Consider the following 25,810-nt stretch of genomic DNA (forward strand, 5'->3'; position numbering starts at 1 on the left):
GGAGCTTGACCATGCTCAAGACGTCGGCCGAAGCCGCGACATTTTGCCCGCGGTGCGACCGCCCGGAACCCTTGCTGCGTCATTCTGTCTGAGCCTCGGCTCCCCCTCATCCGCCGCCCCGTCAGGCCTGCCGATCCGCGAGAACGAAGCGACGGCGCGCCTGTCCACCGCTTAGCTACCTCGACTCCGGAACCGCCGAACGACGGGGCCTGTGCTACGCTTGAAGTCACTCACCGGCTCCATTGCGATAGGGCCGGAGCGGCCGGAAACGGAGGTTGGGAAGCTGGATCGTTCATGACCAATGACCCGGACCGCAGACTGATCCGGCCCCCATTCAAGCGGCAGAGAAGCGCTGCAATGATAGGAAGAGTGAAGGGATTGTGGCTGACAGTGATGTCGGTGCCCCGCGACAATCCTCGGCTGTTGAGGGCCCAGTACGTCGCCTTGTCCCGTCAGTTGCCGATGATGTATTTCATCCTGCTGGTGAATACCTGGGCGCTCGCCGTCACCCACTTCGACACGGCGCCCGGCTGGCTGACCCTTGCAATGCCGGCGTTGCTCACGATCATCAGTTTCTGGCGTGCGCAGATTTGGTGGCGCAACCGGAACGACCCGGTTTCCGGGGTCGACATTCTCGCCACCCTGACGCGCACCAATCAGTTGGCGCCGTTCATCGCCGCCGGATTCACCGCCTGGTCCCTGGCCCTCTATCCCTATGGCGATGCCTACGCCCAGGCGCATGTGGCGTTTTTCATGGGCATCACGGTGATCGTCTGCATCTTTTGCCTGATGCACCTGCGCTCGGCGGCGCTGATCACCACGCTGGTGGTTGACGTGGCGTTCGTGGTGTTCTTCGCCTCCACCCATAACCCGACGTTCATCGCGACGTCCATCAACATCCTGCTGGTATCGTCGGCGATGCTCATCGTCCTGCAGAACAACTACCGCGATTTCACCAGCCTGGTGAACGTACAGGCGAAAACCGAGCAGCTGAGCAACGAGAACCTTCGCCTGGCCAATCTGGACAGCCTCACCGGCCTGCCGAACCGGCGCCAATTCTTCACCACCCTCGACGACGCGGCGTCCGAGGCATTGAAAAATCGCAAACGCCTGGCAGTGGGCATTCTCGATCTCGATGGCTTCAAGCCGGTCAACGACCTGTACGGCCACAGCGTCGGAGACAAGGTGCTGACGCTGGTCGCCGAACGCCTGCTGGAACTGTCCAGCCCGACCGTGCACGTGGCGCGGCTGGGTGGCGACGAGTTCGCCCTGGTGATGAAGGACGACCTCAGCGATGAATCGCTGCAGGCCTTCGGTCGCAAGGCCTGCGGTCTGCTGCGCACCGAGTTCATGCTCGCCGACGTGCCCATCCACATCGGAGCGACCCTGGGCATCGCCACGTTTCCCGGCTCGGCCTCCGACACCACGCAGCTCTATGAGTACGCCGACTACGCGCTTTACCAGGGCAAGCGCAGCAATCCGGGCACCGTCTGCCTGTTCTCCGCCAGCCACCACGAACAACTGCATCGCGACGCCATGACCGAGCAGGCGTTGCGTCGCGCCGACATGGAGGAAGAGTTCTACGTCCTGTTCCAGCCGATCCTCAACAGCCACAGCCATGAGACCGTGGCATTCGAGGCGCTGGCCCGATGGAACAGCCCCGAGCTGGGTCCGGTCGCGCCCGGGGTGTTCATACCCGTGGCCGAACACACGGGCCTGATCAGCCGCCTGACGCCTCCGCTGCTCGGCAAGGCGCTCCGCGAAGCCCACGCCTGGCCGGAGGGCATACGCCTTTCCTTCAATCTCTCCGCGATCGACTGTGGGTCACACGAAAGCGTCCAACAGATCATCGCGCTGATCCGGGAGAGCGGATTCGACCCTGCCCGCCTGGACCTGGAGATCACCGAAACCGCCATCGTCCAGGACATGGCGCAGATGCAGCGCGCGATCATCCAGTTCCGCCAACTGGGCTGCGGCATCTCGCTGGACGACTTCGGCACCGGCTATTCCAGCCTCAGCCAGCTGCACGCGTTGTCCCTCACCAAGCTGAAGATCGACCGCAGCTTCGTCGCCGGCATCCAGCACAATCCGGCGACCTTCAAGATCGTCAAATCGCTGGTGGGCCTGACCCACGACATGGATCTGGAGTGCGTCATCGAAGGCGTCGAAACCCGTGAGGAGCTTGCCGCCCTCACCAGCCTGGGATGCACCCAGGTACAGGGCTACCTGTTCAGCCGCCCCATCCCCGCCGCCGAAACGCTGGCCTGGCTGGGGCGGGCCCGTGTGGAACGGCTATCGAGCTAGACCCACGAATCCCCCGCAAGCAATCGCCAGAGCCTTCCCGCCCCGCAACCCACCAAAAGCCAGACTCCAGAAACGACAAAGCCCCGAAAACGGGGCTTTAACACAGCGATTCTGGAGCGGGCGAAGGGAATCGAACCCTGTTCTTTGCGTTTCGTTCTGAACCTATGGGGCGTATTCCGAGGCTTTCAGGTCCACCGCCGATGCCGATTCGTGCCTTTTAGGCTCGTTCGCTTCGACACTTTTTCGACATTGCCTGCTAGGATATTTGGCAAAATTTGGCAAAGGAGGTCGCAGCTATGAGCACCATGAACATTTCCCTGCCGGACACCTTGAAAAGCTTCGTCGACGATCAGGTCAATCAGCGCGGCTATGGCACCAGTAGTGAATACGTCCGCGAGTTGATCCGCAAGGATCAGGACCGCCAGCACCTGCGTGGCCTGCTCCTGGCCGGCGCCGCCTCGGCTCCGACCGCTCCCGTCGATGCCGGTTACTTCGACGCGCTTCGCCAAAGGGTTCGGAACGTCCAGGAATGAAAGCCAAACCCGTCATTCCGAGGCAACAGGCCAATCAGGACGTTGAAGACGCTGTCAGCTACTACCTGGGCGAACACGCCGAGACGGCGGCCTTAGGCTTCATCGACGAACTGGAGCGCGCCTACGCTCATATCGCCCGCAACCCAAACGCGGGATCTACCCGCTACGCACACGAACTCGATTTGCCGGGGCTGCGCTCATGGCCGTTGAAGTGCTACCCGCATCTGGTGTTCTACGTTGAGCGGAACGATCACATCGATGTATGGCGGGTACTGCACGGCATGAGGGATCTTCCCGCTTGGCTTGAGGGTGACGTGTAGCTAAATCACCAGAACCGCTATCGGTTCCTCGCATCTAGGTTGATACGCGCCTTGCAGTTCCTTTGCTCGATGCTTCCTTTCGCAAACGGGCAATAATCACTGAACTTGGGATCAGGTTTGCCCACAACGACAATCTCCTGTTTCTTCGCCGGCGCCTTGAAAGGCTCCTTAGGCAGCGGTGTAGCTGGCACAACATTCCTTGCCCCCTGGGGCACATAGCTCGCGTCACTGAATGAGGTTTGCCGCTCTTGCTGCTTCTCCGCCTGGGCGTTAGACCATTGAAGCTCGCGCTGTGCTTGAGCGTTCCGCTGCGCAACGTCGCTGGATCTGATCCAGTTCTTCTCCTCCATGGGTGGAGGCTGGTAGCGCTGTTGGCTGGCTAGCTGGAGCGCTCGCACTTTCTCGTTGTGTTTCCGTATCGCTTCGGCATTCAAGCGTGCCACTTGGGCCTCTGCTCGCGGGTTCGGTTTCATCTGCCCTGATGCCAGATAAAGCCCCCCTCCTGTAATGCTTAATCCGAACGCCAACGATACGCACCACATAATGGCGTTTTCAGCTTTGCGCTGGATTCTTGAGGGCGCGTCTTCCCAGTCTGCATTCATATCAAAGCCCTATCCCTGGATCCTATTAAGTTCTAGCTTCCCTAAATACATCTAAGAACGCTTATTACGACTCATCCATTTAGAGAATCGTTTATCCAAAATACCAACCCTACCCGTATGACTTTGCAAGTCATTGGTACTTCGATTAAAATTATCATATTCGACCATCTCCGGATCTAAAATAACTCCGGAACTCTTATCACGATTCATGCTTCTATCATTCTCAAACTTCACCAAGAACTCACGAACAAGATGATATTCAGACTCTTCTCTATTTTTAATAAACCAAAAGTACACTGGTACAACCCCAGCGTTGGACAAAAGTTTATCTTTAGGCAAAAAGATTTGGGACATATCATCAATAGTCGTCAAGACGCGCCTCAGTGCCAACTCAAGTTTACCTTTACTGCTAGAGCTTTCTGACACAAAGTCATCCAAGGTTTTCTTCTTGGTCTCTACCAATTGCTCATTATATTCAAACATTAGTAGTTTCGCCGCAGCATTAAGGTCAGCACCACGCTTGACTGAAAAATTTATATTTGTTTCAAAGAAATCATGCTTTGATATCTCCCGTATTGCCTCCGGGGCTTTGCCAACCATCGCATTTCTAATTTCTGCACCAGTCAAGCTTTTGCTTCTATTTAGCCTTACGAAGAGCTCATTAATTGGCTCATCAGAATTCGCAACTACGCTCACTATAGACAGCGGAAAGGTCTCAAATATCTCAGCAATCTCGTAGTAGTTATCAACCAAATCCTTGTAACCTAGACCACCTAGCTTTAGGCCAGGATCTGCCAGATATATGAAATCCTCATTGAGAACAATTGCCCCATCAAAAAAATCAAAAATAGCTTCGAGCCTTTGCTTCCCATCTACAATGGCATATGGAAGACGGTTTATGTTTAGTGGAGAATCCCCCCATGTAAAATCTGCCATATACAGTTTAGGTACGTCATACCCATTTAAAATTGAGTCAATGAGATACGCCTTATCTGTATCCGACCACAACCTACCGCGTCGCTGATATGATGGATTCATGTCAATCTTGCTTCTACGACTTTTCCACCACGTTAGAGGCTTAGGCTCCATCAACTGAATTTTGAAATTCCGATCTCTCATACTCAAGCCTCAAATCCAAAGTAGCGACGCATTTCCGCAGCGACACCATCCAAATCCGGGTAAATAACGGACTCGGTTATTCCGTAGGAGAGAATAGACCGTCGCAAATCACCCAAAATATCTTTTCCTAGTATTATCTTTTTTAACGAGCTTTCAGGGAATCCATGCTCATCATATGCATCATCCATTGCCTGAAAGTTCTGACCAAAAATCGTGAAGACACCCCTCTGAGCGACTATCCGCGGGCTATTGTGCGCCCCATATAATGCCACCGCATGATTATTCATCTTTGAAAAGATAGTTGTTGGTTGGTATCCATTTAGCTCAGCGTCCTTAGTCACTAGAATTCCGCCATCAAAACTTTGATGCGATAGAGCATGCCGGTTCCACGCGACAGGATCTAGAGCCCAGACGACAGCATCTTCTTTAAATTTCTTAATGCCACCTTTACCGGTCGAGAAGTATGCACTCATTACAGCAAAGTAGAATGCAACAAAAGGGTTCTCACTCCAATCCAAAAGACGCGTGGGAACCCTATGATGCTGCATAAAAAACAGTGCATCCCAGTCATCCACCAATGACTTATCAGTAAAGGGAATACTTCTTTGTCTGAAACGAGTCATTGTATCTCGTTCTAAGCCTGCAATTTCTGCAACCAATTTTTTGCTCGGATGGCGATAAAGCCCCGGCAGTAATTTATAGCTTGCCTTACCCGCACCACGAAACCAAATGGGTGTATCACCAACAGAATTAATTTCTTCTATAGCCCGAATGTATTCAGAAAAATTGGCAGGATGTATCTCCGTAACGTTCGCCATCTGCATTCCTTTTTAAATTATCTTTCCACCGGCTTTGCCTTTGGCATACCAAAAATTTTTCCACTTAACAATCTTATCGCTATCCCGCATTTTGATTGGGAAATTTTATGTTTGTTTCTTCGTAAGCGGGGCTTAATTGACCTTTGTCTGGCATTACTTCGCCCGTCATTAGCCACCACCTAAACTGAGGGTACTTTTCACCGAGCACCTCTAACTCTTCCGCGCTGATTCTCGCCCGCCCTCTTTTGATACTCTGCCATCGCACGTAGTCCTTGCTGTTCACTTCTGCAAGTTCTTTAAGGCTCGTTCGTTCTAGCAATTGAAGGGCTCTATCAGCCATTCCAGAAGCCATTGAAAAATACCATTTATGGACTATTGTCATAAGCAATTTCTCATGTACAGTGTCCATATGGACTATATCCATGAGGCAAGCTCAATTGCCATTAATTGACACGAATAGTGACGGAACGAGCATGGAACTGGAAGAGCTGGACCCTTCAAAGCTGATCGGCCCGCAACAGGACGTTGAAACCATCGAATCCTGGGCAGACAGAAACGGCCTTGCCTACGGCGTAGCCCGCGCCTGGGCCATGAAAGGCGTCCTCCCCACCGTAAAGCTCGGCAAACGCCGCATGGTCAACAGCGCCATGCTCCGTCACTGGCTGCTGGAACAGGAATGGACCGCATGATCTACGCGCACCTTGATAAGCCAGGGAGGGGCATGACCTATGGTCACCCTCGTCAGTTATCTGCGGATCACCCACGCGCCGGACTGCTCCTGCTCTGTGTGCTGGTCCAAAGCCGCTTTTCGGCACCACGCACCCTCCCCGTGCACACCCTGTCCCGACTGCACGCCCCGTGGCGAGCCGTATCAGGTCGATGGCCGGTGGTACTGCCAGACGGCCTCCTTCTGCGCGAAACACACGCCGTCCAAGCGTCCGCCGAAGTTCTGGCGCGTTGTTTACGACAGCGGCAAGCCGACGCCTTTCGTTCCTGTGCACGAGCCGTTCGAGTTGGAGCCGTAAATCATGTCTAGTAAATCGTTCAAAGATGTCCGTAGCGGCTTTATTGGCAACTTCTTGGTTTGTCTCGTCATATTTCTTTTATTTGTTCTGTTTTGCGCAACTATTTGGTTTGCAAATTTCGCTTTTGTTGAACTGCATTGGTTCGCTGCATTTGTTAGTACCGCCGCCGTCGTCCTTCTTGTAGATGTACCGCTGTTGATTTCCTTCATGGATTGGGCGCCGTAGCCATAACCCGCCGCCCTGCCGGTAGCAGGGCGTCAACGGATGTCGAGAATTAGCTCATGCCACCAATCGAAATCCCCGACCCGCTCTTTTTCGCCCTGGCGTTCACGGGTTGGCTGCTGATGCTGTTGCTTCTCCCCGGTGAAGACGCCCCCGAACCCGATGAGGTCAGGGGCCGCCGTACCGGCTCGTCTGGACAGGCTTCATCGTCCAGTCGAACGGAACGCCGGGCGAAGCGAACCCTTGACCCACCCCGACCTGATACAGCCTCGGCTCTGGAGAGTGGGGCAGCTCCACCGCCCCGCGCTCCTGAGCCCTCGGCGGCAAGAGTGGGATGACAAGGGCAAAGCCCTTGGTGTGAAAGAACAACCGGCCGCGCCGGAACAACCGAAGTAACGCAAGACAGCCAGCAACTTTGAAACGGCCCGAGTTAAGGGCGGGGGATTCCTCACGCCGAATTTCGCCAATCGAGTTCACGGCTAATTAACCGACCGCGCAATCAAGCGCATTTAACTGAGGTACGAAACCATGATGTTCGATATTCCGACTGCAAAAGCCACCCTGGAAATTCTCGTCGTTCAAAGCGACTGGTACGCCAAGAAAGACACCGGCGAAGTGTTTGCCAGCCTGCAAGGCTTCTCGCCGATTCCGAAGGGCTCGAAAGAGCGCCCCAACGCCCGTGGCTTCGAATTCACCGGCTACAACTGCGACCCGGCCGTGCTCGAACAGATCAACTTCGACCAAGGCCCGGTGAAGATGAAGTTCGAAACCGCCGTGCGCCCGACCCGCGACCAATACGGCCGGATCGAAAACAAACAGGTCATCGTCGCCATCGTCCACGACGAACCCGCCCCGCGTCAGCAACAGACCCGCCCGAACTCGCAGGTATCCGCCAGCGAGCCGGCCAAGTCCTGACCGTAAACCCAGGGGAGAGACGCCATGTACCGCTACCTGTTCATTGCCGCGCTGGGCTTCCTGGGCGGCTACGCCTCAGGGCACTTCGACGGCCTGAATACAGGTCTCGCCATGGCGCCTCTGTTCAACCCCATTGCTGCTTTCTGAGTAGCCACGAATGACAGGCGTGGTTGCTGTGCAGGTCTGCACAAGCTGGACGATGAATGCTGACGACAGCATGTCCTGCGGTGCACTTGCGTGGCAGCAGGCCTACCTGATTCCGCCCGAGGCCGCCGGATATGTAGACATCCTGGTTTCGGGTGGTTTCGACGCCCAGTCCTTCGCCATCGGTTTTGGCGGGGTGCTGATGGTGTTCGCAATTGGTCTGTCCGCCGGATGGATCGCTTCAATCCTACGTCGCATGAGGTGACACCATGAAACAACTGAAAGCTCTCAACACCGCTGCTCGCAACCTCGCCATCGCTTCCGTTGGCACCGTGATGGCCGTTCCGGCCTTCGCCGCTATCGATGTGGCCCCTGTTCAAGCCGAACTCACGTCGGCCGGTGAAAACGCCGGCACCGTGGCCGGCTGGGTCGCTGTCGCCCTGGTGGTGCTGGCGGGCGCCGGCATCATCTTCGGCATGCTGCGCAAGGCCTAAGCCGTGCTCTGGTCAGTCTGGCTCGGCGCCTTCGTGGCCGGGGCCTTCATCACCGGCTATCGCTGCGGCGAGTTCTTCTGACCAGCGCTACGCCGGCCTGAGCATCGATCTGGTGCCGAAGCAACTAAACCCCGCTCCGGCGGGGTTTTCTTTGGGTGGCTGTAAGTATGAGCATGCATATCCGAACGACTAATTTCAGGGCGCTGCTGGGCAATCTCTGTGCTGTTTCGTGCTTACTTTTTTCGCACGGCGCAAGTGCCACTGAATATTCTTGGGAAGCGCACAATGCTTCCGGTGTATTGATTTCCTCTCATCATTCGACACCATTAGTTGCGTGCCGCGCCATGAACTCTGCTTACACTTCTGTTCGTGCGCAAACTGATAGTCAATTTCGTTGTTATGAAGGTAATTATCAGTACGGACAATATGCGCTGCGAGTTGGCGACTCTTGTCCGCCTGATACGGAATACGATTCTACAATTGGTGAATGTAAGACTCCGCCCCCTCCCTGCGAAGTAGGCGATCCGGGAATTTTTGCCTCTGGTGATGGCCCTGTAATCACTTCCGGTGGCCGTAACTATGTAGTGAATCCTCCCATGGGGGATTCGGTTTGTTACAACCAATGCCGCTTCGATCTTAAATCCAGTGCCACTAGTTGCTTCCGGGTCAGCGGCACCACCGACCGGGGTTTCTGCAATTACCTGGGCACTGGTAACGGCCAAAGCTGTTCGGAACCTGACGCCGCGCTGGGCAGAACCGGGCCGGAACTCAATACGCCTGATACGCCCGATGTTCCTCCTTCTGATCCGAACGATCCTGGGTGCCCTGATGGGTACTCATGGTCGGGAACTACCTGCGTCAAAACGCCTGCGGATGATGGCGGCTCTGGCGACGGGGATGGCGACGGCAATGGTAATGGCAGTGGCGATGGCGATAACGACGGTGGTTCAGGTGGCGGCTCAGGTAATGGGGGTGGCTCCGGCGACGGCGGCTCGGGAAGTGGCGGCGGTGGTTCTGGAAGTGGTGGCTCCACTGGCGGCGGCTCCGGAAGCGGTGATGGGGACGGCGGATCAGGAGGTGGGGGTTCAGGGGATGGCGACGGTGATGAAGGCGGTGTTGCTGGGCCGACGCGGTCACTGGTTGCGCCTGAACCCGGCAGCTTCGCCGAAGGCATCGCCGAATGGGATAAGAAGATAGCCACCGTTCGCGCCGAGCTGGAGCAGAAGATTGACCAATATTCCTCACTGTTCTCCGGCGCCTTCGATCTGAATTTGGGGCAGTCCGGCGGCCATCTCCCCTGTCACACATTCTCGGTCTATGGGCAGACCGCAAAGCTCTGCCTTTCCGATTATGAAGACTCATTAATCAACCTTCGTTATGTCCTCTTGCTGGTCGCTGCTGTGGTGGCTGGCTTAATTATTTTGAAGGATTAAAGCATGGAATGGATCAGCGGATTTCTCGATCAGATCGTTGGATTCTTTCAGTCCATATGGGACTTTCTCGTCTCCGGCATTTATGACTTTGCTAAAGACGGCATGGTGCTGTTAACCAAGGCCGCCATGTATTCGTATATCCAGATTCAGATATTCGCGCTTGATGTAGCTTATACATCTGCTCAGGAAATCATTGGCGAGCTGGGTATCGCGCAGTTCATTCAGCAAAAGTACAACGGCATTAACGGCGACCTGCTCAGCGCGTTCTCCTTCTTTGGTGTCCCCGAAGCGTTGAACATTATCTTCTCTGCCCTCTCGACGCGCTTCGCCCTGCGCTTCGTGCCGTTCATAGGCCGCTGACCATGGCCATCAAGATTCACCACGGCCCGAACGGCTCCTACAAAACCTCCGGCGCTATACAGGATGACGCCGTTCCAGCGCTCAAGGCCGGGCGCTACATCATCACCAACGTGCGCGGCTTCACCTTGGAGCGCGTGCTACAGGTCATGCCCGATATCCCGGCCAGCACCGACATCATCAACCTGTCGCTCGAATCGCTTGATGATATGGAAAAGATGCGCACGTGGTTTCAATGGGCACCGCGGGGCGCCTTCATCATTTTCGACGAAACCCAACTGGTGTTTCCGAAGGCATGGCGCGAAAAGGATCTGGAGCGCTTCGACTTCCCCGGTGGCCCGGAGGCGGCGCAGAAGGCAGACCGGCCGATGTCCTGGCTTGATGGCTGGACACGTCATCGCCATTGGAACTGGGACATCGTCCTGACCACCCCGAACATCTCCTATATCCGTGATGACATCCGCATGACCTGCGAGATGGCCTACCGGCATTCCAACCTCGCCGTTATCGGCATCAAAGGCCGTTACAAGGAGTCGCAGCATGACGCCCAGCAGAACCGAGCGCCCGCCGATGGCACCATCATCGAATACAAGCGAATCAAGCCCGACACCTTCAAGCTCTACCAGTCCACCGCCACCGGCGCGACCCAGGACACCACCGCCGGTAAGAGCCTTTTTAAGTCGCCTAAGTTACTTCTACTACTGGCACTTATGGCCGGCCTGCCTGTGCTGCTTCTATCTTGCGGAAGCCTTTCTTTGTTCGGGGGCGGCACTCACAAGCCAACTACTCCGACTCCTGTGGCGCCTGCTTCGGCCGGTACTGCGCATGCTGGGCAAGCTGGTGGCTTACCTGCTGGTCCGCCTGCTGTTCTTCGGCCTGGCTCTGTGGCTGGTCGGAAAGACGATCCGCCTGCTCCTGAGCTGAACCATCCATTCGCCGGCCGGACCTTCTATGTCCAGGGCGCCGGCGAAGGCACCCGCAACGGCAAATTCTTTCGGCGTGTGGTGCTCAGTGTCGTGGATGACGACGGTCGAGCATTCCAGCAAACCTCCGAGGACCTGCTCGCCATCGGCTACACGCTTCGATACCGGGGCCCCTGCTTCGTTGAGCTGTCTTTCCGCAAGTGGAAGGGCTCAGCGATGTGCCGTGGAATCAGTCCTAGCGACCGCACCGTCCAGCCCCTGACAGCTGCAACGGTGCGTCCTTCATCCCTCATCACACCGGACATGCCCACCACTGTCACAGCGCCGTCCATGGGCTCGGTGACCTCGGGACGCTCTTCAATGACGGTCGTGTCCGATTCCGAGTACGCCAGCAGGCCATGGCGATGAGCGCAGGTAATGGACGGCGCGTGGTAAAGCCCGCCGCCGGAGCGCCCGGAGTGGTTCAGTTCAGAGCGAAGGGCGCGCAGGCGGCGGGCGCGACGTCCCTGTAGCACGTCTTATAACTAGCTTTTCAAAGTGTCGTTTCGTTTCACTGGGGAGTTTCAAGCGTGAAGAAAGCAGTAGATCAAGTTCGCCTGGACCTGATGACCGGCCTGGAGTCTCGGGACTCTCGCCTGTTCTTCGATCCGAAGACGGCACGCATGACCGATCTGTCCAAAACCCGCCTGCTGGGCTGCCGCGTCGATACCGTCCGCCAGCTCTACCGGGGCCGTATCCGTCCCGATGTGCTCGCCCTGGTCGAAGAACCGGGCCTCGTCGAGTTCGCCGGTCACCAGTGGCACGCCGGACGCGTTGGCCGTGATTCCGGCTACCAGTTCAAGCTGCAAAACGCCGACCTCGGCTTCGTCCTGCTGCTGAAAAACTTCAACGTGAAGATCGATGTGATCGGCGCCCACATGAAGATCGAAGTGAGCCCGCACGCTATCCAGTCCTGCACGCCCGCCGTGCTGCAAGAGTGGATGGACCGCCTCGCGACCGAAGCCCTGGAGTTTGTCGAGCCCAACCAATGCGCCGTGCACCTCGCCTTGGACGTGCAAGGCTGGACGCCCCCCTCGGATCTGATCGACCGCCTGCTGTGCCGCGCCCGAACGCGCCGGGATCTATCCGGCATCAAGGAGATTCACTACGACGGGGAAGCCGTCAGCTACGGTCGTGGGCAATCCTTCCTATTCGGCTCCGCTTCTGGCATCCAACTGGCGATCTACAACAAAACGCTGCAGGCCTATGCCATCGACAAGCTCGACTACTGGCGCGCCACCTGGGCCAGCCTGGACAACCCCTTCGACGCCGAAGACCCGCAGAACTACGACCCTGACGCGCCTGTCTGGCGGGTCGAACTGCGCTTCCATCACTCCATCGTCCAGCAATTCGCAGACGGCTCCGAATGTGCCGGCCGGGTGCTGGAAAGCTCCACCTATGCCGAACTCGCCGGCCACCTCGACGGGCTGTTCCAGTACGGTCTGGAGTCCTTCCGCCTGTGCTCGAGCAAGGGCGTCTTCGACGCCTTCTGGACCCTGATGCGGCAGGACGTGCACGTCTCCGTACCGGTCGAATCACTGCTGGGCCAGACCTACTACAAACGCCACTTCAAGACCTCCAAGGGCTTCAGCGGCAAGAACGTCGAACTGTTCCTGGGCAACATGATCAGTCTCGCCTCAAGGCAGCGAATCGGCGCGGGAAAGGTGTTCGCCAGCCTCCGGGAGTGGGAGTGCTGGCCGGTAATCCGAGACCATTACGCGGACAAGGGAAAGACTGAGCGCGATATCTACAAGCACGTCCAGAAGCTCCTAGCCGAACGCACGGTTCGATGGGGTCGGGCTGTCTGATGGCGATTTTCCAACTCTCAGACGGACGCTGGAAAGTCGACGTAGAGCCGATCAAGGGCAAGCGTTTCCGCAAGGTGTTGAAGACCAAAGCCGAAGCCCAGCGGTTCGAAGCCACGTGCCGTTCGAAGTGCATCGATACGCCCAATTGGGCACCAAGGCCGAAAGACAGGCGTCGCCTCTCCGAGCTGGTCACGTTGTGGTTCGATCTGCACGGGGTATCGCTGTCCGATGGGGTACGGCGCCATGCCATTCTCAAGGCCACGGCAAAAGCCATGGGTGACCCGCTCGGCCGATCCGTCGAAGGCTCACACGTCGCCGCCGTGCGTGCACGCTGGATCTCCAACGGCATAACGGGCAAGACCGCGAACAATCGCCTGGGCTATCTGAAAGCCGTCTACAACGAACTGCACAAGCTCGACGTGATTGACTATCCCTGCCCTTTCACCCGTATTCGCCCGATTCGCCTGCAAGAACGCCCGCTGGCCTACCTGACCAAGCCGCAAATCGCCGAGCTACTCGATGCGCTACGCGCGCGCCAGACCGCGCCCCATACCGCAATGGTCGCCTGCATCTGCCTCGCTACCGGCGCTCGCTGGGGTGAAGCTCAGTCGCTCCGGCCGGACAGCATCAAGGGCAACTCCCTGGTCTTCTCCAACACCAAGTCGAAGCGGGTCCGAGTGGTACCGGTCTCCCCTTCCCTGATCGACGCGATCCGCCAGCACTGGAATCAGCATGGTCCTTTCAGCAACTGCATTGGCGTGTTCCGCAAGATCTTGCTGGCGACATCGATCAACCCGCCTCGCGGCCAATCCAGCCATATCCTCAGGCACACGTTCGCCGCGCACTTCATCATGGGCGGTGGGCATATCGTTACGCTGAAAGAGATCCTGGGCCACGCCTCGCTGAGCATGACGATGCGCTATGCGCACCTCGCTCCGGATCATTTGAGCGATGCAATCAGGCTCGGGCCAATGGCGGATTTCGACACTTATTCGACACCAGTAACCGCCGAAAACGGAAAAGCCCTGTAAAAACAGGGCCTTAACATAGCGATTCTGGAGCGGGCGAAGGGAATCGAACCCTCGTCATGAGCTTGGGAAGCTCATTGTCGTGCTGTCGCAGCAAATCTCAGATAGTACCCTTGGGTCAGCTCAAGCCTTTAGAATCGCGGCCCTCAAGGGTATGGCGAATCTACGGCTGTCTCAGATCGTCTTACCTTGCTTCAGGCTAACGGCCCCCAGCAACGGACCCCAATGGACTGACCGCACGTGCTCACCGAAAAGCAGATTCGCGCCCTGAAACCAACCGACAAGGAATTCACTGTCAGCGATGGTAGCGGCGCCAAGGGCGAAGGCGTTCTCGTGATGAGGGTGCGGCCGAACGGAACCAAGGAGTTCTATCACCAGCGGCGCCAAGGCACCCGCAAGATCAAGGTCAAACTCGGGAACTGGCCAGCGCTCAGCCTCGTCGAAGCACGTGATCGCTGCAGAGAGGCAAGGGAGGTGCAGCTCCAGCCCGGAACATTCAAGGACTTGTTGGCGACCTATGTCGCGAAACTGCAGGCGAAGGAGGCGGCGACTGCCGACAACGTCAGGTGGTCCTTCAAGCACTACGTGGAAGAGCCTTTCCCCGACTTGATCAGCCGCCCGGCGGCACTGATCACACCCGAGGACATCAGGCAGATCCTGGTGAAGATGATCAATTCAGGTGTTACCACATACTCCAACCGCGTGCGGGCCAGGCTGCACGCTGCATTCCAAGCCGCGCTCAAGCAGGAATATGACCCCAGAACCTATCTCAGTGATGAGAGAAAGTTCGGGCTCAGGAGCAACCCGGTATCCAGCATTCCCGTGCAATCAGACTGGGAGAATCCCGGAGATCGAGCGTTGTCGGTGAAGGAGCTGGCAGCCCTCTGGAGCCTTCTGCCCGACCAGATGTCCCTTACTACCGCTGAGCTACTGAAATTCCTCATCGCTTCCGGTGGCCAACGACCTGAGCAACTGCTGCGCTCTGATCGCAAGATGTATCTGGATGACCACATGGTGATTCGCAACCGCAAGGGGCGAAACGGTGAATGGCAGCTGCACCTGGTGCCTTTCAATGCGGTGATGCTTGAAAGCCTGAACGTGATGAATGCGATCAGCGACAGCAGTGCTTATCCATTCCAAGGCAAGAAGGAAGGGACGAGTCTGCAGACCCAGTCGCTGTCCAAGGCGGTGACAGCACTCTGCCAACGGCACGCGGACAAGTTCGACGCTCCCTTCACACTTCGCGACATACGCCGTACCTGCAAGACGCTGATGGGGCGTGCCGGCCTCAGCAAAGAACTGCGAGACCGGATACAAGCTCACGCGTTCACCGACGTTGGATCGAAGCATTACGACCGCTACACCTACTTCGCCGAGAAGAAAGCAGGCCTCCGGAAGTGGGCTGCCTGGTTGCGTAAGAACGTTATCTCTCCCACCTGATCTGTACGGACACATGCTCATCACGCGGGCGTGCACGCACGCCTATAGGAATCCCACAAACGAAGGTAGTGGGGGGCATTTCCAAAAAAGTAATTTCTGTAACCTCCCTCTATCGAATGCCTTTAAGCCTTTGATTCGGATGGCTTTTCGGAAACGGATAAAAAGTAATTTTTAGGTAACTGAGTAGTAACCTAGTTACTTCTTTATGAGGTGATTTTGCGATTTGATAAAACCTATATAAATCAGCAAGTTAGAAAAAAGTTACCTATCCAATTACCTCTTGGTTACTTCCTTTTGTAACCAGCAAAGCCCCGAAGAACGCGGGCTCCAGCTGTGGTCCCCCGCCAGATCACCGAAATTACTCTTTCTGTAAACGCCCCCCTATCTCACTGTCCCAGCCATCTTCTCGGAAGCGCTGTTGACGCCCCTCTGCGCAGGGTTCTGAAGGGTTTCCAGCACCAGTGAAAGGCCCCGCCAGCCCAGCACCATGGCCGCTTGGCGGGCGCTGCAGGGGCGCAGAAATTGCCACACGTTTAGCCCGGAGGCGTGGCGGGGGGACGAGCGCGCGCGCCGGGGCAAAAATGGCCCTCCGGCCCCCTCCCGACCGGGCCTGGCTGGCCGGCTGCCGGACGCCTCCACGTCGAGACGATGCTGCCTCCCGCCGCCGGGTCCGCGCCAGCCCGCCGCACCGCTGCAACCCGCGCAAATACTGGCGTCCAGCCCCTGAAACGCTGGCTTGCATGCCCCGAAAGTGGTAGTGTGGGCTGGGGTTTTTCGCGCCGAGAAGCCGCAAACTTTCGCGTGCGCCGGGCAAAAAAAAGCCGCCTCAAGGGGCGGCTTTTTCGTGTGCGCTTTACGGTCAGTTGGTGGCGGCCGGCAGCTCGTACGGGGTGAACCGCACCACCTCTTCCCCCAACCAGTCGTTGATCTGCCGAAGCCGTGCTTGCTCCGGCTCCAGCTCGTTGACTGCCCACACCTGGGTGGCGTCGCGGATCGAGCCGAAGCCCCCGGCGTTCTGCGGCACAACGGCCAGCAGCTGCGGCGGGATGCGCAGCATCGCGAGCTGGTCGTCTCGGCTGATGTTCTTGATTGCGCCGAAGTCGTCCTTGGCGGCCACCTCGCTGATCGGGATCAGCTGCAGCCCTTCCTTCTTGCCGCCCGGGGCGTACATGAACAGGTTGCGGAAGTTTCCGGGCCCCTTGCTGTTCTTCATCGCCGAGCGCAGGTCGTTGATGAAATCCTCGTTGTGGGCGGGGTCGGTCATGTACAGGATGAATCCGGCATGCGACCCGTTCGCGTAGTACTTGCGCCGGAACAGCGTCGCCGCCTCGTTCAGCAGCGCGCTTTGCAACGCGGGCAGCCACTCTGGCAAACCGTAGATTTCCTGGTTGATGTCGGCCACGCGCAGGTGGCAGATGCTGCCGCGCTTGAACTCATGCTCATCCTTCCAGCCGTGGACCTGGTAGAAGCGGTCGAGCTCACTGCCGCGCCGCATGTACTTCGCCAGGCACGGCTGCAGGCCCAGCGCTTGCCTGAGCATGTTGTCGCGCTTCTCCAGATACAGATTGCCCGACCAGCCCATGTCCATGACGATCTGCTCGAACGCCTGCCGGCTCAGCAGCTTGTGCGGCACGAAGGTTCGGGCCAGCGCGTTGCGCTTGAACACCAGCCCCGACTGCAGATACACACTCGCCTTCGACGACCGCGCCAGACCATCCAGCGAGACCGGCGGCTCGTACCAGCGGCCGTTGTCGTAGCACTCCAGGTAGTCCAGGATTTCCCGGCCGTCCAGCACGGGCACCGGCTCGCCGAAGGTGAACGCCTCGGCACGTGCCGCCGTATCGACCAGCTGCTCCCCAAGGTTCGCCGGCGTCGCGCCGGACAGTTCGATAGCGCCCATCAGTAGATCTCCATGATGCCGGTATTGGCCGTGGTCTGGCCCTCCAGCGGTTCGTTGTGCAGGGCATGAAACAGCGCCCAGGCCAAGTCGGCGTGGCCCATGCTGTCGTTGCGCCCCGCGGTATAGGTGAATTGGCGTCCCCCGGCCGTGATGGTCTTGCGGATCGCCATCAGCGACTGCGCCACGTCCACCCAGCCTGCGTCGAACTCCAAGCGCCCCTTGCTGATCACGTCCCACGCCTTCATCACCAGGCGCGTCTTGACCTCCGGGTTGTAGGAGAACGTCTTCAGCGCCGGGAAGAATTGGCGCACCAGCTGGGCCACAGCGCTGCCGAGCCCCGTGGTATCGATCCCGATGTAGGCCACGTTGTAGCGCCGGGTCACCTGCCGGATCGTTTCGGCCTGCACGGTGAAGTCCATGCCTCTGAACTGGTGCCGCTCCAGGATGCGGAACTTGCCTCCCGGTACCAGCGGCGGCGCCACCACGATCAGGCCGGCGGAGTCGCCACTCTCCGCGGGGTCATACCCCAGCCAGACCGGCCGCTCGCCGAACGGCCGCATCGCGAACGGGCTGTAGTCCGGCCAGTCCCACGACTCCACCATGCACGGCTGCAGCATGCTGAGCGGGAAGATGCTCGCCCCATCGTCGACGAACTGGCACATCAGCAGGTTCTGGAACGCCCCGGCGTCGTACTCCTCGCGCAGCTCCTCCAGGTCGAACAGATTGCACCCGCGGGACTCGGCGTCGAGGATCGTCACGATCTGCCGCCAGATGCGGTCCTCGCACAGCCGCCCCTGCTGCAGCGCCTCGTGGCTCACATCCAGCTGAATATGCTTGGCGGCGGGCTTACCCTTGTTGAACCGCTCGCCCGTCCAGTAGGCATAGGCCGGGTGCGCCATGCTGCTCGGCGTCGAGAAGTACGTCTTGCGCCACTTCTTGTGCAGCGCCATACCCGACGCCACCTTGTTGATCTCGGCGAAGCCATGAACCCAGAAGAATTCGTCGAAATAGAAGTTCCCGCTGCGCCCCTGGGCCGTGCGGTAGTTCGTGCCCAGGAAGTGCAGCTCCGCGTTGTTCCAGAGCACGATGGGGTCGCCCGTCAGCTTCACCCCCAGCACCTCGTTGAGGAACGACTGCATGTAGGTCTTGAACTGGTGCGCCTGGGCTTTGCTGGCTGACAGGAAAATCTGGTTGCGCCCGGTGGTGATCGCGTCGATCAGCGCCTCGCGGGCGAAGTAGAACGTCGCACCGATCTGCCGGCTCTTGAGGATCATGCGCGTGCGCATGTTCCCGGCGCGGTGCCAGTCGAGCTGGTAATCGAAACAGCTGTCGCGGAAAGCCTCGACCAGCGTCTCGATCTGCTCCTCGCTCAGCTCGTTGCGCTTCGGCGCCTTCTTCGGCCCCTCGTTGCGCTTGGCGATGTTCGGATTGAGGTCCGTCTCAGTGCCGCCGGCCTGATACCGCTGAATCCGCGCCTGGCGCTCCAGCTGGCGGTGCAACAGGTCGATTTCCTTGAAATCGCCGCTGGTCTTCTCGGGTTTGAGGATCAGCTGCACGAGCCGCGCTTCAAGCGCCCCGCCGATCCGCTCGACGTTGTCGGCCCGGTCCCACTCGTCCCGGGCTTTCCAGCTGTGCAGCGTCTTCTCTTTCTCGCCGAGGTAGTCGGCGATATCGGTGATGCGCCAGCCAGTCCAGTACAGAAACTTGGCTTGGCGGCGCGGATCGGTGGTCGGCTGGGCGATAGCATTCATGGCGCCGATGCTGCCGCTCGCGCGCGCGTGGCCCTATCGCCGCGCCCTGTACCGCGGCGCGCTACACCCTCAGCGCGTTGCCGCGCCTTCCGCCACTGTCGACCATGCCCTCAACGCAACGGCACCCACAGCCACCGCCTTGAGGACAACCGAATGCCCGCCGCCACCAAGAAATTTCGCTCCAAATGGGTCCGCATCTTCTGTGAAGGCGCCACCACCGACGGTCGCACCGTCGAACGCGCCTGGATCGAGCAGATGGCCGCCAGCTACGACCCGAACACCTACGGCGCCCGCCTGAACTGCGAGCACATCCGCGGCCTCGGCCCGGACAGCGTGTTCGGCGCCTTCGGCGACGTGCTGGCCCTCAAGGCGGAAGAGGTCGACATCGCTGGCGAGAAGAAACTCGCCCTGTTCGCCCAGATCGAGCCGACCGACAGCCTCATCGAGCTCAACAAGAAAGGGCAGAAGATCTACACCTCCGCCGAGGTGCAGCCGAACTTCGCGGAATCGGGCAAGGCCTACCTGGTTGGCCTCGCCATCACCGATAGCCCCGCCAGCCTGGGCACCGAAGCGCTGAAATTCAGCGCCCACCGCAAGCTGCACAAGGAAAACCTCTTCAGCGTCGCCGAAGAAGTAGCCCTCGAATTCGAGGAGGTTGTCGAGACCCCCAGCATGTTCGCCGCCCTGCGCGACAAGGTCAGCAACCTCCTCAGCAAGAGCACGGAGAAAGAAGGCAAGGACGCCGCCAGCTTCACCGCCCTGGGCGAACTGATCGAGCAGCTCGCAACGCATGGCGCCGAACAGGCCAAGGCCTTCGCCTCCCTCAACGCCGAGCACGACAAGCTCCGGGTTGCCCACACCAAGCTCTCCGCCGACTTCGCCGAGCTGGTCGCGCGCCTGGGCGACACCGAAGACCACAGCCAGCAGCAGCGCCCGCCGGTCAGCGGCGGCAACGGCCAAGTCGTCGCCGAATTCTGACCCCAAGCCGCCGCCACCACGCGATCCCGCTCGGAGATACACCATGCAGAAGAACACCCGCATCGCCTTCAATGGCTACCTTGCCAACCAGGCGAAAATCAACGATGTCGGCTCGGCCACCGAGACCTTCACCGTAGCCGCCACCCCAGCGCAGAAGCTGGAAACCGCCATCCAGCAATCGAATGGCTTCCTGAAGAAGATCAACATCATTCAGGTCGACGAGGCCGAAGGCGAAGCCATCATGCTCGGCGTCAGCGGCCCCACCGCCAGCCGCACCAAGACTGGCCCGGGCAAGCCGCGCAAGCCGCGCGACGTCAGCGCGCTGACCAAGGACACCTACGCCTGCAAGAAGACCGACTTCGACACCGCGTTCCCCTACGCCAAACTCGACGCCTGGGCCAAGTTCCCCGACTTCCAGACGCGCCTGTCCGGCTCCATCGCCGTGCAGCAGGGTCTGGACCGCATCATGATCGGCTTCAACGGCAGGACGGCCGAAGAAGACACCGACCTCGACGCCAACCCGCTGCTGCAGGACGTCAACATCGGCTGGCTGCAGAAAATCCGCGCCACCGCTGCTGATCGCGTGATCGACGATGGCGCCACCGCCGGCAAGGTCGTCATCGGCGCCAACGGAGACTACAAAACCCTCGACGCGCTGGCCTTCGACGCCAAGCAGTTGCTCGACCCCTGGCACCGCAATCGCACCGACCTGGTCGTCATCGTTGACCCCGCCCTGCTGCACGAGAAGCAACTCAAGGCCCTGGAAAACGGCGCGGACTCCAACCAGGAAGCGAACGCGGCCGAAGACATCGTCGCCAATACCCGCCTGGGCGGCATGCCCATCGAGTACGACGCGCCCTTCTTCATCGAAGGCGGCCTGTTCATCACTCCACTGAGCAACCTGTCCATCTACGTCCAGACCGGCAAGCGCCGCCGCAACATCCGCGACGAACCGGACTACGACCAGGTCGCCGACTACCAGTCCTCCAACGAGGCCTACGTCATCGAAGACTTCGGCGCCGTCGCCCTGGTCGAGAACATCGAGAAGGCATAACCCGCCATGGCCATGACCCTCGCTCAACGCACCCAGCTGCGCAAACGTGCCGCCACCGAGGCGGCGCGCACCGCCCCTGCTGCCCTCATGGACGGCCTCACCAGCTACGAGCTCATGCTCGCCAAGCTCCAGCAGGATCAACAGCGCCTCAAGCAGGTCCAGTCGCAGCAGCACAAAGCGCTGGTCAAGGCCGAACTGCTCCCTGAATACGTGCCCTACGTCGACGGCGTGCTCGCCGCCGGCCAGGGCGCCCAGGACGACGTGCTCGTCACCCTCATGATCTGGCGCTTCGACGCCGCCGACTTCGCAGGCGGGCTGGACATCGCCGAATACGCCATCCGGCACAACCTGCAAACGCCCAACCGCTTCAACCGCACCACCGGCTGCCTGATCGCCGAGGAAGTCGCCCAAGCCGCGCTCACCACGCAGAAGGCCGGCGGCGTGTTCCCCCACGACATCCTCACCCGCACCGCCGTGCTCACCGCGGAGCAGGACATGCCGGACGAAGCCCGCGCCAAGCTCACCCTCGCCCTCGGCCGCTCCACCCTGGCGGGCCTAGACGAGAACAACCCCGGTCAGCCCGGGCAGATACAAGCCGGCATCGACCTGCTGAAAGCCGCCATCCAGCAGCACGACAGCTGCGGCGGCAAGAAAGACCTGGAGCGCGCCGAGCGGCTCCTCAAGAAACACGCTGGCGACGCCAGCTAACCGAGCGGTCCCCCGCACCCGGGCGGCTCGGGGCGGATCAGCCGGGTGACTCCTTCCCGCGCTGTGAAGCCCCGACCACCGCCCACTCATTCAAGGCCCGACCATGAGCGGATTCATCGCCGGCGGCGATACCACCGCCGCCTTTCCCATCAGCAATGGGGAATTCTGGCCCGAGATCGATGGCCAGCAGCTTCGCGCCGCCATGCGTATCGACTCCAGCGTCACCGATGCTCGCCTCGAAGTGGCCACCGTCAACGCCATGATCGAGGCCAATCGCGAGCTCGCCACCTACCGCGCCGCACGCCAGGGCGAAGGTCATGCCACCCTGGCCAACGTGCCGGCCGAGCAGATCAAGGGCGAAAGCCAGCTCCTGCACCTGTACCGCCGCGTCATCTACTGCGGTGCTCTGGCTGAGCTGATCGAGCGTTACAACAGCTACGACGCCACCAACACGGGCGAACAAAAGGTCACCGAGGAAGAAACCAGCCCCGACCAGCTACGGCGTGATGCCCGCAAGGCGTTGCGCACTCTGCTGGGCGTCAGCCACGCCACCGTGGAGCTGCTGTAGTGGCCACCGTCATCGCCGCCCAGGGCGACACCGTCGACCGCCTCTGCTGGCAGTACTACGGCCGCACCGCCGGCGTCACCGAGGCCGTCCTCGAAGCCAACCCGGGCCTTGCCGAGCTTGGCACCACCATCCCGCACGGCACCACCGTGATCCTGCCGGACGCCGCGGTGCAACCCGAACAACGCCAGGCGGTGAACCTATGGGACTGACCAACCGCGGATATTGGAACCATGCGCATGCCTGACAAACCGGAAACATGGGCCTGGCTCGCCGCCTGGCTGCAGGAAAACTGGCCCGCCCTCTACGCCGGCCTGGTCGCCTTCGGCATCGCCGGGCTCCGTATCATCTACGGCGGCGGCACCCTTCGGCGCGTAGCGCTGGAGGCACCGCTCTGCGGCCTGCTCGCGCTCGGCGCCTGCCATGGCCTCAGCCTGCTGGGCATCCCGAGCACCACCGGCCCCTTCTTCGGCGGTGTCATCGGCCTGCTCGGCGTCGAAGGCACCCGCAACCTGGCCGAGCGCTTCTTCAACAAAAAGGCTGACGAACTATGACCACGCTCCGCCATGGCGACCGCAACGACGACGTCCGCACCCTGCAGCAGCGCCTCAACAGCGCCATCGCCGCCGGGCTGCTGGTCGACGGCTTCTTCGGCGACACCACCGAAGCCGCCGTGCGTTCCTTCCAACTCAAGGTTGGCCTGGTAGCCGACGGCGTCGCCGGTCCCAAGACGCTCGCCACGCTCGCCGGTGCCGACTGTTCTGCACTGCTGCGCAACGCCACCCTGGTATCGGCAGCTGACCGCCTGGGCCTTGAGCTCGCCGTCGTGTACGCGGTCAACGAGGTAGAAAGCCTCGGCCAAGGCTTCCTCACCAACGGCAAGCCGAAGATCTTGTTCGAGCGGCACGTCATGCACGAGCGCCTGGCCCTGCCCCGCACCGCCGCCGACGATCCGGCGACCCTGCTGCGCCGCGCCGACGAGCTCGCCGTGAAATTTCCCGCCCTGGTCAACAGACAGCGCGGCGGCTACATCGGCGGCGCCGGCGAACACCAGCGCCTTGCCCAAGCACGCACCATCGACCCGCTGTGCGCGAATGAGTCGGCGAGCTGGGGGGCCTTTCAGATCATGGGCTACCAGGCGGAGCGGCTCGGCTACGCCAGCGTCGACGAGTTCGTCCAACTCATGGGTGCGAACGAGAACAATCAGTTCGAGGCCTTCGTCCGCTTCATCGAAGCGGAGCCGGCACTGCTCAAGGCCCTCAAGGCGAAGAAGTGGGCGGCGTTCGCCAAGGGTTACAACGGCCCCGGCTACGCCCGGAACCTCTACGACGTGAAGCTCGAACGCGCTTACGCGCAGCACGCCAGCTGCAACTGTGGAAAGGCGGTGGCATGAGCACGCTCCGGCAGGCCCTCTACGGCATCGCCCTGCTCGGCGCGCTCGCCCTGCTGCTCTGGGGCAACCACCAGCGCAGCGAGGCCGAGCAAGGCCGCACCGCCCTGGCCGAGGAGAAGTTCGCCAACGTCACCGCGCGCAGCGAGCGCCAGACCGCAACCATCGTCCGCCTGGTCGCCGAGGTGGCCAGCCAGCGCGCCACCCAGCAAGACCTGCAGCAAACCCAGGACGACCTGCACCAGGCGCAGGCCCAAGACCAGCTGATGAAAAAGGAAACCCGCCGCAATGACCAGGACCTCAACGCTTGGGCCGCTCAGCCTCTGCCTGCTGCTGCTCGCCGGCTGCACGCTCGTCCCGCAATCACCGGAGCAGACGCCTACCGTGACTGGCTGTCCCGTCGTAACACGCTGCAGCCTGCCGCCGGCAGCACCACAAGATAACGGCGACCTGAGCGACGCCGACGATGCCGTCCTTGCCGCCTGGGCCGACTGCGCGGCCAAGGTCGACGTGATCTACCAGCACAACCAGCGCGAGGCCCAGCCATGAGCCTGGGCATGGAACAGCTTGCCGAGCAGATCGACCGCCTGGACAACTTCGCGGCCGGCCTTGAGCTGCCGCTCCCCGAGCACCTACACCTGCAAGCCATGCGCGACGGCCTGCCGGAAATCGTCACCGAGCTCAAGAACGCCTTCATCACCGCCGGCGGCGACGACTACTGGAGCCTCGACGCGTGAACAAGCCCAACAGCCTGCGCGAGCACCTGCTCGCTGCCGTAGCGGAGCTCAAGCACAGCCCCGACCGGCTGCTGATCTTCATCGACACCGGCAGCGTCCGCTGCACCGCGGTGCCTGGGTTGTCCTTCGAGTACAGCTACACCCTGCAGGTCATCCTCACCGACTTCGCCGGCCACCCCGACAGCGTGTTCATCCCCGTCCTGGAATGGCTGCGCCGCCAGCAGCCTGAGCTGCTCACCAACCTGGAGCGCGGGAAGGACGCCATCACCTTCGAGGCCGACATCCTCGACGGGGGCAAGGTCGACATGGCGCTCAGCCTGCCACTCACCGAGCGCGTGATCGTCAAACGGCTGGACAGCGGCACACTCGACGTCACCCACCCCGAAGAGCCGGACTTCGGCCTGTGACCGACAACCTGCACGCCCTGGAAGAGTGGGCCGGCCTGCTGCTCGCCAAGCTCTCCCCGGGCGAGCGCCGCCAGCTCAGCACCGAGCTTGGCCGCAAGCTGCGCCGCAGCCAGCAGCAGCGCATCGCCAGCCAGCGCAACCCGGACGGCACCGCCTACGCGGCACGCCGCCCGCGGCAGCTGCGCGGTAAGGTCGGCCGCATCAAACGCCAGATGTTCGGCAAGCTGCGCCAGGCCAAGTACCTGCGCGTGCAAAGCAGCCCCGCCGGCGTCGCCATCGGCTTCACCGGGCGCGTGTCGCGCATCGCGCGCATTCACCAATACGGCCTGCGCGACCGCCCCGGCCGCGGTCAGGCCGACGTCCAATACGACCGCCGCGAGTTGCTCGGCTTCACCGACGCCGACCTCGAAATGATCCGCGACGCCACCCTCGAATACCTCACCCGCTGACCTCGCCCTGTAGCGCCCCCCGCTACACCGCCCGCCAGGTGCTTCCCGCGCGTGCGAGCCGCAGCATCAACGGCATGAACCAATTCGCCGAACTCGCCCGCCTCATCGAGAACCTCGTCCGCCTCGGCACCATCGCCGAGGTGCAGGTCACCCCGCCGCGCGTGCGTGTACAAACCGGCACCCTCACCACCGCCTGGCTGCCGTGGCTCGCGCTGCGCGCCGGTACCGCCAAGGAATGGGACCCGCCAACCGTAGGCGAGCAGGTCGTGCTGCTCAGCCCCTCCGGCGTGCTCTCCCAGGGCGTCGCGGTAACCGGCCTGTTCAGCGATGAGAACCCCGCCAACGGT

General features: G+C 60.4%; 35 protein-coding genes. 28 read left to right on the plus strand and 7 right to left on the minus strand.

Annotated features, from left to right (window positions below):
- The first annotated feature begins 357 nt into the window (after positions 1-357).
- From B3E91_RS21560 to B3E91_RS21570, 3 genes are all read left to right on the plus strand, one after another.
- Complete coding sequence (locus B3E91_RS21560) at positions 358-2,304, plus strand: putative bifunctional diguanylate cyclase/phosphodiesterase (RefSeq protein ID WP_287031315.1); 1,947 nt, start codon at positions 358-360, stop codon at positions 2,302-2,304.
- 296 nt (positions 2,305-2,600) lie between these two features.
- Entirely contained in the window at positions 2,601-2,837 is a 237-nt protein-coding gene (locus tag B3E91_RS21565) for a type II toxin-antitoxin system ParD family antitoxin (RefSeq protein WP_287031316.1), read from the plus strand.
- A complete protein-coding gene (locus B3E91_RS21570) occupies positions 2,834-3,157 on the plus strand; it encodes a type II toxin-antitoxin system RelE/ParE family toxin (RefSeq protein WP_287031317.1) in 324 nt (107 codons plus the stop codon). The genes B3E91_RS21565 and B3E91_RS21570 overlap by 4 nt, the downstream gene beginning before the upstream one ends.
- Before the next feature lie 17 nt (positions 3,158-3,174).
- On the opposite strand, the gene B3E91_RS21575 is transcribed toward B3E91_RS21570, so the two are convergent.
- The 4 genes from B3E91_RS21575 to B3E91_RS21590 all read right to left on the minus strand — a co-directional run bounded on the left by B3E91_RS21575 (position 3,175) and on the right by B3E91_RS21590 (position 6,105).
- Positions 3,175-3,759 carry a hypothetical protein gene (locus B3E91_RS21575; protein WP_287031318.1) on the minus strand — a complete coding sequence of 195 codons (585 nt, stop codon included), beginning with the start codon at positions 3,757-3,759 and terminating at the stop codon, positions 3,175-3,177.
- A gap of 51 nt (positions 3,760-3,810) precedes the next feature.
- Positions 3,811-4,797 (minus strand): DUF262 domain-containing protein, encoded by a 987-nt coding sequence (locus tag B3E91_RS21580; RefSeq protein WP_287031319.1) that lies wholly within the window; start codon positions 4,795-4,797, stop codon positions 3,811-3,813.
- Positions 4,798-4,880: 83 nt separating this feature from the next.
- Positions 4,881-5,696, minus strand: a complete 816-nt coding sequence (locus tag B3E91_RS21585) for an FRG domain-containing protein (RefSeq protein ID WP_287031320.1) — start codon at positions 5,694-5,696, stop codon at positions 4,881-4,883.
- Positions 5,697-5,775: 79 nt separating this feature from the next.
- Complete coding sequence (locus tag B3E91_RS21590; RefSeq protein WP_287031321.1) at positions 5,776-6,105, minus strand: DNA-binding protein; 330 nt, start codon at positions 6,103-6,105, stop codon at positions 5,776-5,778.
- A 64-nt stretch (positions 6,106-6,169) separates the two neighbouring features.
- Here B3E91_RS21590 and B3E91_RS21595 point away from each other — a divergent pair, with 64 nt between their 5' ends.
- The 13 genes from B3E91_RS21595 (at position 6,170) to B3E91_RS21655 (ending at position 15,524) form a co-directional block, all read left to right on the plus strand.
- Positions 6,170-6,385, plus strand: a complete 216-nt coding sequence (locus tag B3E91_RS21595) for a DNA-binding protein (RefSeq protein WP_287031322.1) — start codon at positions 6,170-6,172, stop codon at positions 6,383-6,385.
- A gap of 39 nt (positions 6,386-6,424) precedes the next feature.
- Positions 6,425-6,721, plus strand: a complete 297-nt coding sequence (pflM, locus tag B3E91_RS21600) for a lysogeny maintenance protein PflM (RefSeq protein ID WP_287031323.1) — start codon at positions 6,425-6,427, stop codon at positions 6,719-6,721.
- A gap of 3 nt (positions 6,722-6,724) precedes the next feature.
- On the plus strand, positions 6,725-6,946 hold the full coding sequence (locus B3E91_RS21605; RefSeq protein ID WP_287031324.1) for a hypothetical protein: 222 nt from the start codon (positions 6,725-6,727) through the stop codon (positions 6,944-6,946).
- Between the two features lie 525 nt (positions 6,947-7,471).
- Positions 7,472-7,858 carry a DNA-binding protein gene (locus B3E91_RS21610; protein WP_287031325.1) on the plus strand — a complete coding sequence of 129 codons (387 nt, stop codon included), beginning with the start codon at positions 7,472-7,474 and terminating at the stop codon, positions 7,856-7,858.
- A 24-nt stretch (positions 7,859-7,882) separates the two neighbouring features.
- A complete protein-coding gene (locus B3E91_RS21615; protein WP_287031326.1) occupies positions 7,883-8,005 on the plus strand; it encodes a hypothetical protein in 123 nt (40 codons plus the stop codon).
- 52 nt (positions 8,006-8,057) lie between these two features.
- Complete coding sequence (locus B3E91_RS21620) at positions 8,058-8,267, plus strand: hypothetical protein (protein ID WP_287031327.1); 210 nt, start codon at positions 8,058-8,060, stop codon at positions 8,265-8,267.
- Positions 8,268-8,271: 4 nt separating this feature from the next.
- Positions 8,272-8,496: a major capsid protein gene (locus B3E91_RS21625; protein ID WP_287031328.1), complete on the plus strand. Its 225-nt coding sequence runs from the start codon at positions 8,272-8,274 to the stop codon at positions 8,494-8,496.
- A gap of 167 nt (positions 8,497-8,663) precedes the next feature.
- Complete coding sequence (locus B3E91_RS21630) at positions 8,664-9,929, plus strand: attachment protein (protein WP_287031330.1); 1,266 nt, start codon at positions 8,664-8,666, stop codon at positions 9,927-9,929.
- Positions 9,930-9,932: 3 nt separating this feature from the next.
- Positions 9,933-10,289: a DUF2523 family protein gene (locus B3E91_RS21635; protein WP_287031332.1), complete on the plus strand. Its 357-nt coding sequence runs from the start codon at positions 9,933-9,935 to the stop codon at positions 10,287-10,289.
- Positions 10,290-10,291: 2 nt separating this feature from the next.
- The gene (locus B3E91_RS21640; RefSeq protein WP_287031333.1) at positions 10,292-11,617 is read left to right on the plus strand and encodes a zonular occludens toxin domain-containing protein; all 1,326 of its coding nucleotides are present in this window, start codon (positions 10,292-10,294) and stop codon (positions 11,615-11,617) included.
- A 161-nt stretch (positions 11,618-11,778) separates the two neighbouring features.
- Positions 11,779-13,056, plus strand: coding sequence for a hypothetical protein (locus tag B3E91_RS21645; RefSeq protein ID WP_414708320.1), 1,278 nt, complete (start codon positions 11,779-11,781; stop codon positions 13,054-13,056).
- The gene (locus B3E91_RS21650) at positions 13,056-14,087 is read left to right on the plus strand and encodes a phage integrase (RefSeq protein WP_287031335.1); all 1,032 of its coding nucleotides are present in this window, start codon (positions 13,056-13,058) and stop codon (positions 14,085-14,087) included. The genes B3E91_RS21645 and B3E91_RS21650 overlap by 1 nt, the downstream gene beginning before the upstream one ends.
- Before the next feature lie 237 nt (positions 14,088-14,324).
- The gene (locus B3E91_RS21655) at positions 14,325-15,524 is read left to right on the plus strand and encodes a tyrosine-type recombinase/integrase (RefSeq protein ID WP_287031336.1); all 1,200 of its coding nucleotides are present in this window, start codon (positions 14,325-14,327) and stop codon (positions 15,522-15,524) included.
- A gap of 859 nt (positions 15,525-16,383) precedes the next feature.
- Here the strand turns inward: B3E91_RS21655 and B3E91_RS21660 are convergent.
- Both B3E91_RS21660 and B3E91_RS21665 read right to left on the minus strand, forming a co-directional pair.
- Positions 16,384-17,424 (minus strand): phage portal protein, encoded by a 1,041-nt coding sequence (locus B3E91_RS21660; protein WP_287031337.1) that lies wholly within the window; start codon positions 17,422-17,424, stop codon positions 16,384-16,386.
- Positions 17,424-19,175, minus strand: a complete 1,752-nt coding sequence (locus tag B3E91_RS21665) for a terminase ATPase subunit family protein (RefSeq protein ID WP_287031338.1) — start codon at positions 19,173-19,175, stop codon at positions 17,424-17,426. Before B3E91_RS21665 ends, B3E91_RS21660 begins: the two co-directional genes overlap by 1 nt.
- A gap of 153 nt (positions 19,176-19,328) precedes the next feature.
- Here B3E91_RS21665 and B3E91_RS21670 point away from each other — a divergent pair, with 153 nt between their 5' ends.
- The 7 genes from B3E91_RS21670 (at position 19,329) to B3E91_RS21700 (ending at position 23,873) form a co-directional block, all read left to right on the plus strand.
- The gene (locus tag B3E91_RS21670) at positions 19,329-20,153 is read left to right on the plus strand and encodes a GPO family capsid scaffolding protein (RefSeq protein WP_287031339.1); all 825 of its coding nucleotides are present in this window, start codon (positions 19,329-19,331) and stop codon (positions 20,151-20,153) included.
- A 43-nt stretch (positions 20,154-20,196) separates the two neighbouring features.
- Positions 20,197-21,207 (plus strand): phage major capsid protein, P2 family, encoded by a 1,011-nt coding sequence (locus B3E91_RS21675; protein WP_287031340.1) that lies wholly within the window; start codon positions 20,197-20,199, stop codon positions 21,205-21,207.
- A gap of 6 nt (positions 21,208-21,213) precedes the next feature.
- Positions 21,214-21,915, plus strand: coding sequence for a phage terminase small subunit (gene gpM / locus B3E91_RS21680; protein WP_287031341.1), 702 nt, complete (start codon positions 21,214-21,216; stop codon positions 21,913-21,915).
- A 103-nt stretch (positions 21,916-22,018) separates the two neighbouring features.
- A complete protein-coding gene (locus B3E91_RS21685) occupies positions 22,019-22,483 on the plus strand; it encodes a head completion/stabilization protein (RefSeq protein WP_287031343.1) in 465 nt (154 codons plus the stop codon).
- The gene (locus tag B3E91_RS21690; RefSeq protein ID WP_273228686.1) at positions 22,483-22,692 is read left to right on the plus strand and encodes a tail protein X; all 210 of its coding nucleotides are present in this window, start codon (positions 22,483-22,485) and stop codon (positions 22,690-22,692) included. The genes B3E91_RS21685 and B3E91_RS21690 overlap by 1 nt, the downstream gene beginning before the upstream one ends.
- Positions 22,693-22,719: 27 nt before the next feature.
- The gene (locus B3E91_RS21695; RefSeq protein ID WP_287031345.1) at positions 22,720-23,034 is read left to right on the plus strand and encodes a phage holin, lambda family; all 315 of its coding nucleotides are present in this window, start codon (positions 22,720-22,722) and stop codon (positions 23,032-23,034) included.
- Positions 23,031-23,873: an N-acetylmuramidase family protein gene (locus B3E91_RS21700; protein WP_287031346.1), complete on the plus strand. Its 843-nt coding sequence runs from the start codon at positions 23,031-23,033 to the stop codon at positions 23,871-23,873. Before B3E91_RS21695 ends, B3E91_RS21700 begins: the two co-directional genes overlap by 4 nt.
- Here the strand turns inward: B3E91_RS21700 and B3E91_RS22125 are convergent.
- Positions 23,828-24,127 carry a hypothetical protein gene (locus tag B3E91_RS22125; protein ID WP_349681600.1) on the minus strand — a complete coding sequence of 100 codons (300 nt, stop codon included), beginning with the start codon at positions 24,125-24,127 and terminating at the stop codon, positions 23,828-23,830. The genes B3E91_RS21700 and B3E91_RS22125 overlap by 46 nt on opposite strands.
- A gap of 31 nt (positions 24,128-24,158) precedes the next feature.
- Between B3E91_RS22125 and lysC the strand changes: the two genes are divergently transcribed.
- From lysC to B3E91_RS21730, 5 genes are all read left to right on the plus strand, one after another.
- On the plus strand, positions 24,159-24,419 hold the full coding sequence (gene lysC / locus B3E91_RS21710) for an Rz1-like lysis system protein LysC (RefSeq protein ID WP_349681601.1): 261 nt from the start codon (positions 24,159-24,161) through the stop codon (positions 24,417-24,419).
- Positions 24,416-24,607, plus strand: coding sequence for a hypothetical protein (locus B3E91_RS21715; protein WP_273228692.1), 192 nt, complete (start codon positions 24,416-24,418; stop codon positions 24,605-24,607). Before lysC ends, B3E91_RS21715 begins: the two co-directional genes overlap by 4 nt.
- Complete coding sequence (locus B3E91_RS21720) at positions 24,604-25,014, plus strand: phage tail protein (RefSeq protein WP_349681602.1); 411 nt, start codon at positions 24,604-24,606, stop codon at positions 25,012-25,014. The genes B3E91_RS21715 and B3E91_RS21720 overlap by 4 nt, the downstream gene beginning before the upstream one ends.
- Positions 25,011-25,463: a phage virion morphogenesis protein gene (locus B3E91_RS21725; protein ID WP_287031348.1), complete on the plus strand. Its 453-nt coding sequence runs from the start codon at positions 25,011-25,013 to the stop codon at positions 25,461-25,463. Before B3E91_RS21720 ends, B3E91_RS21725 begins: the two co-directional genes overlap by 4 nt.
- A gap of 74 nt (positions 25,464-25,537) precedes the next feature.
- Positions 25,538-25,810: phage baseplate assembly protein V (locus B3E91_RS21730; protein ID WP_287031349.1), on the plus strand; the 273-nt coding region annotated here is incomplete at its 3' end.

The sequence above is a fragment of the Pseudomonas sp. UBA6310 genome, from assembly GCF_002438225.1.
Lineage (GTDB): Bacteria > Pseudomonadota > Gammaproteobacteria > Pseudomonadales > Pseudomonadaceae > Pseudomonas_O > Pseudomonas_O kuykendallii.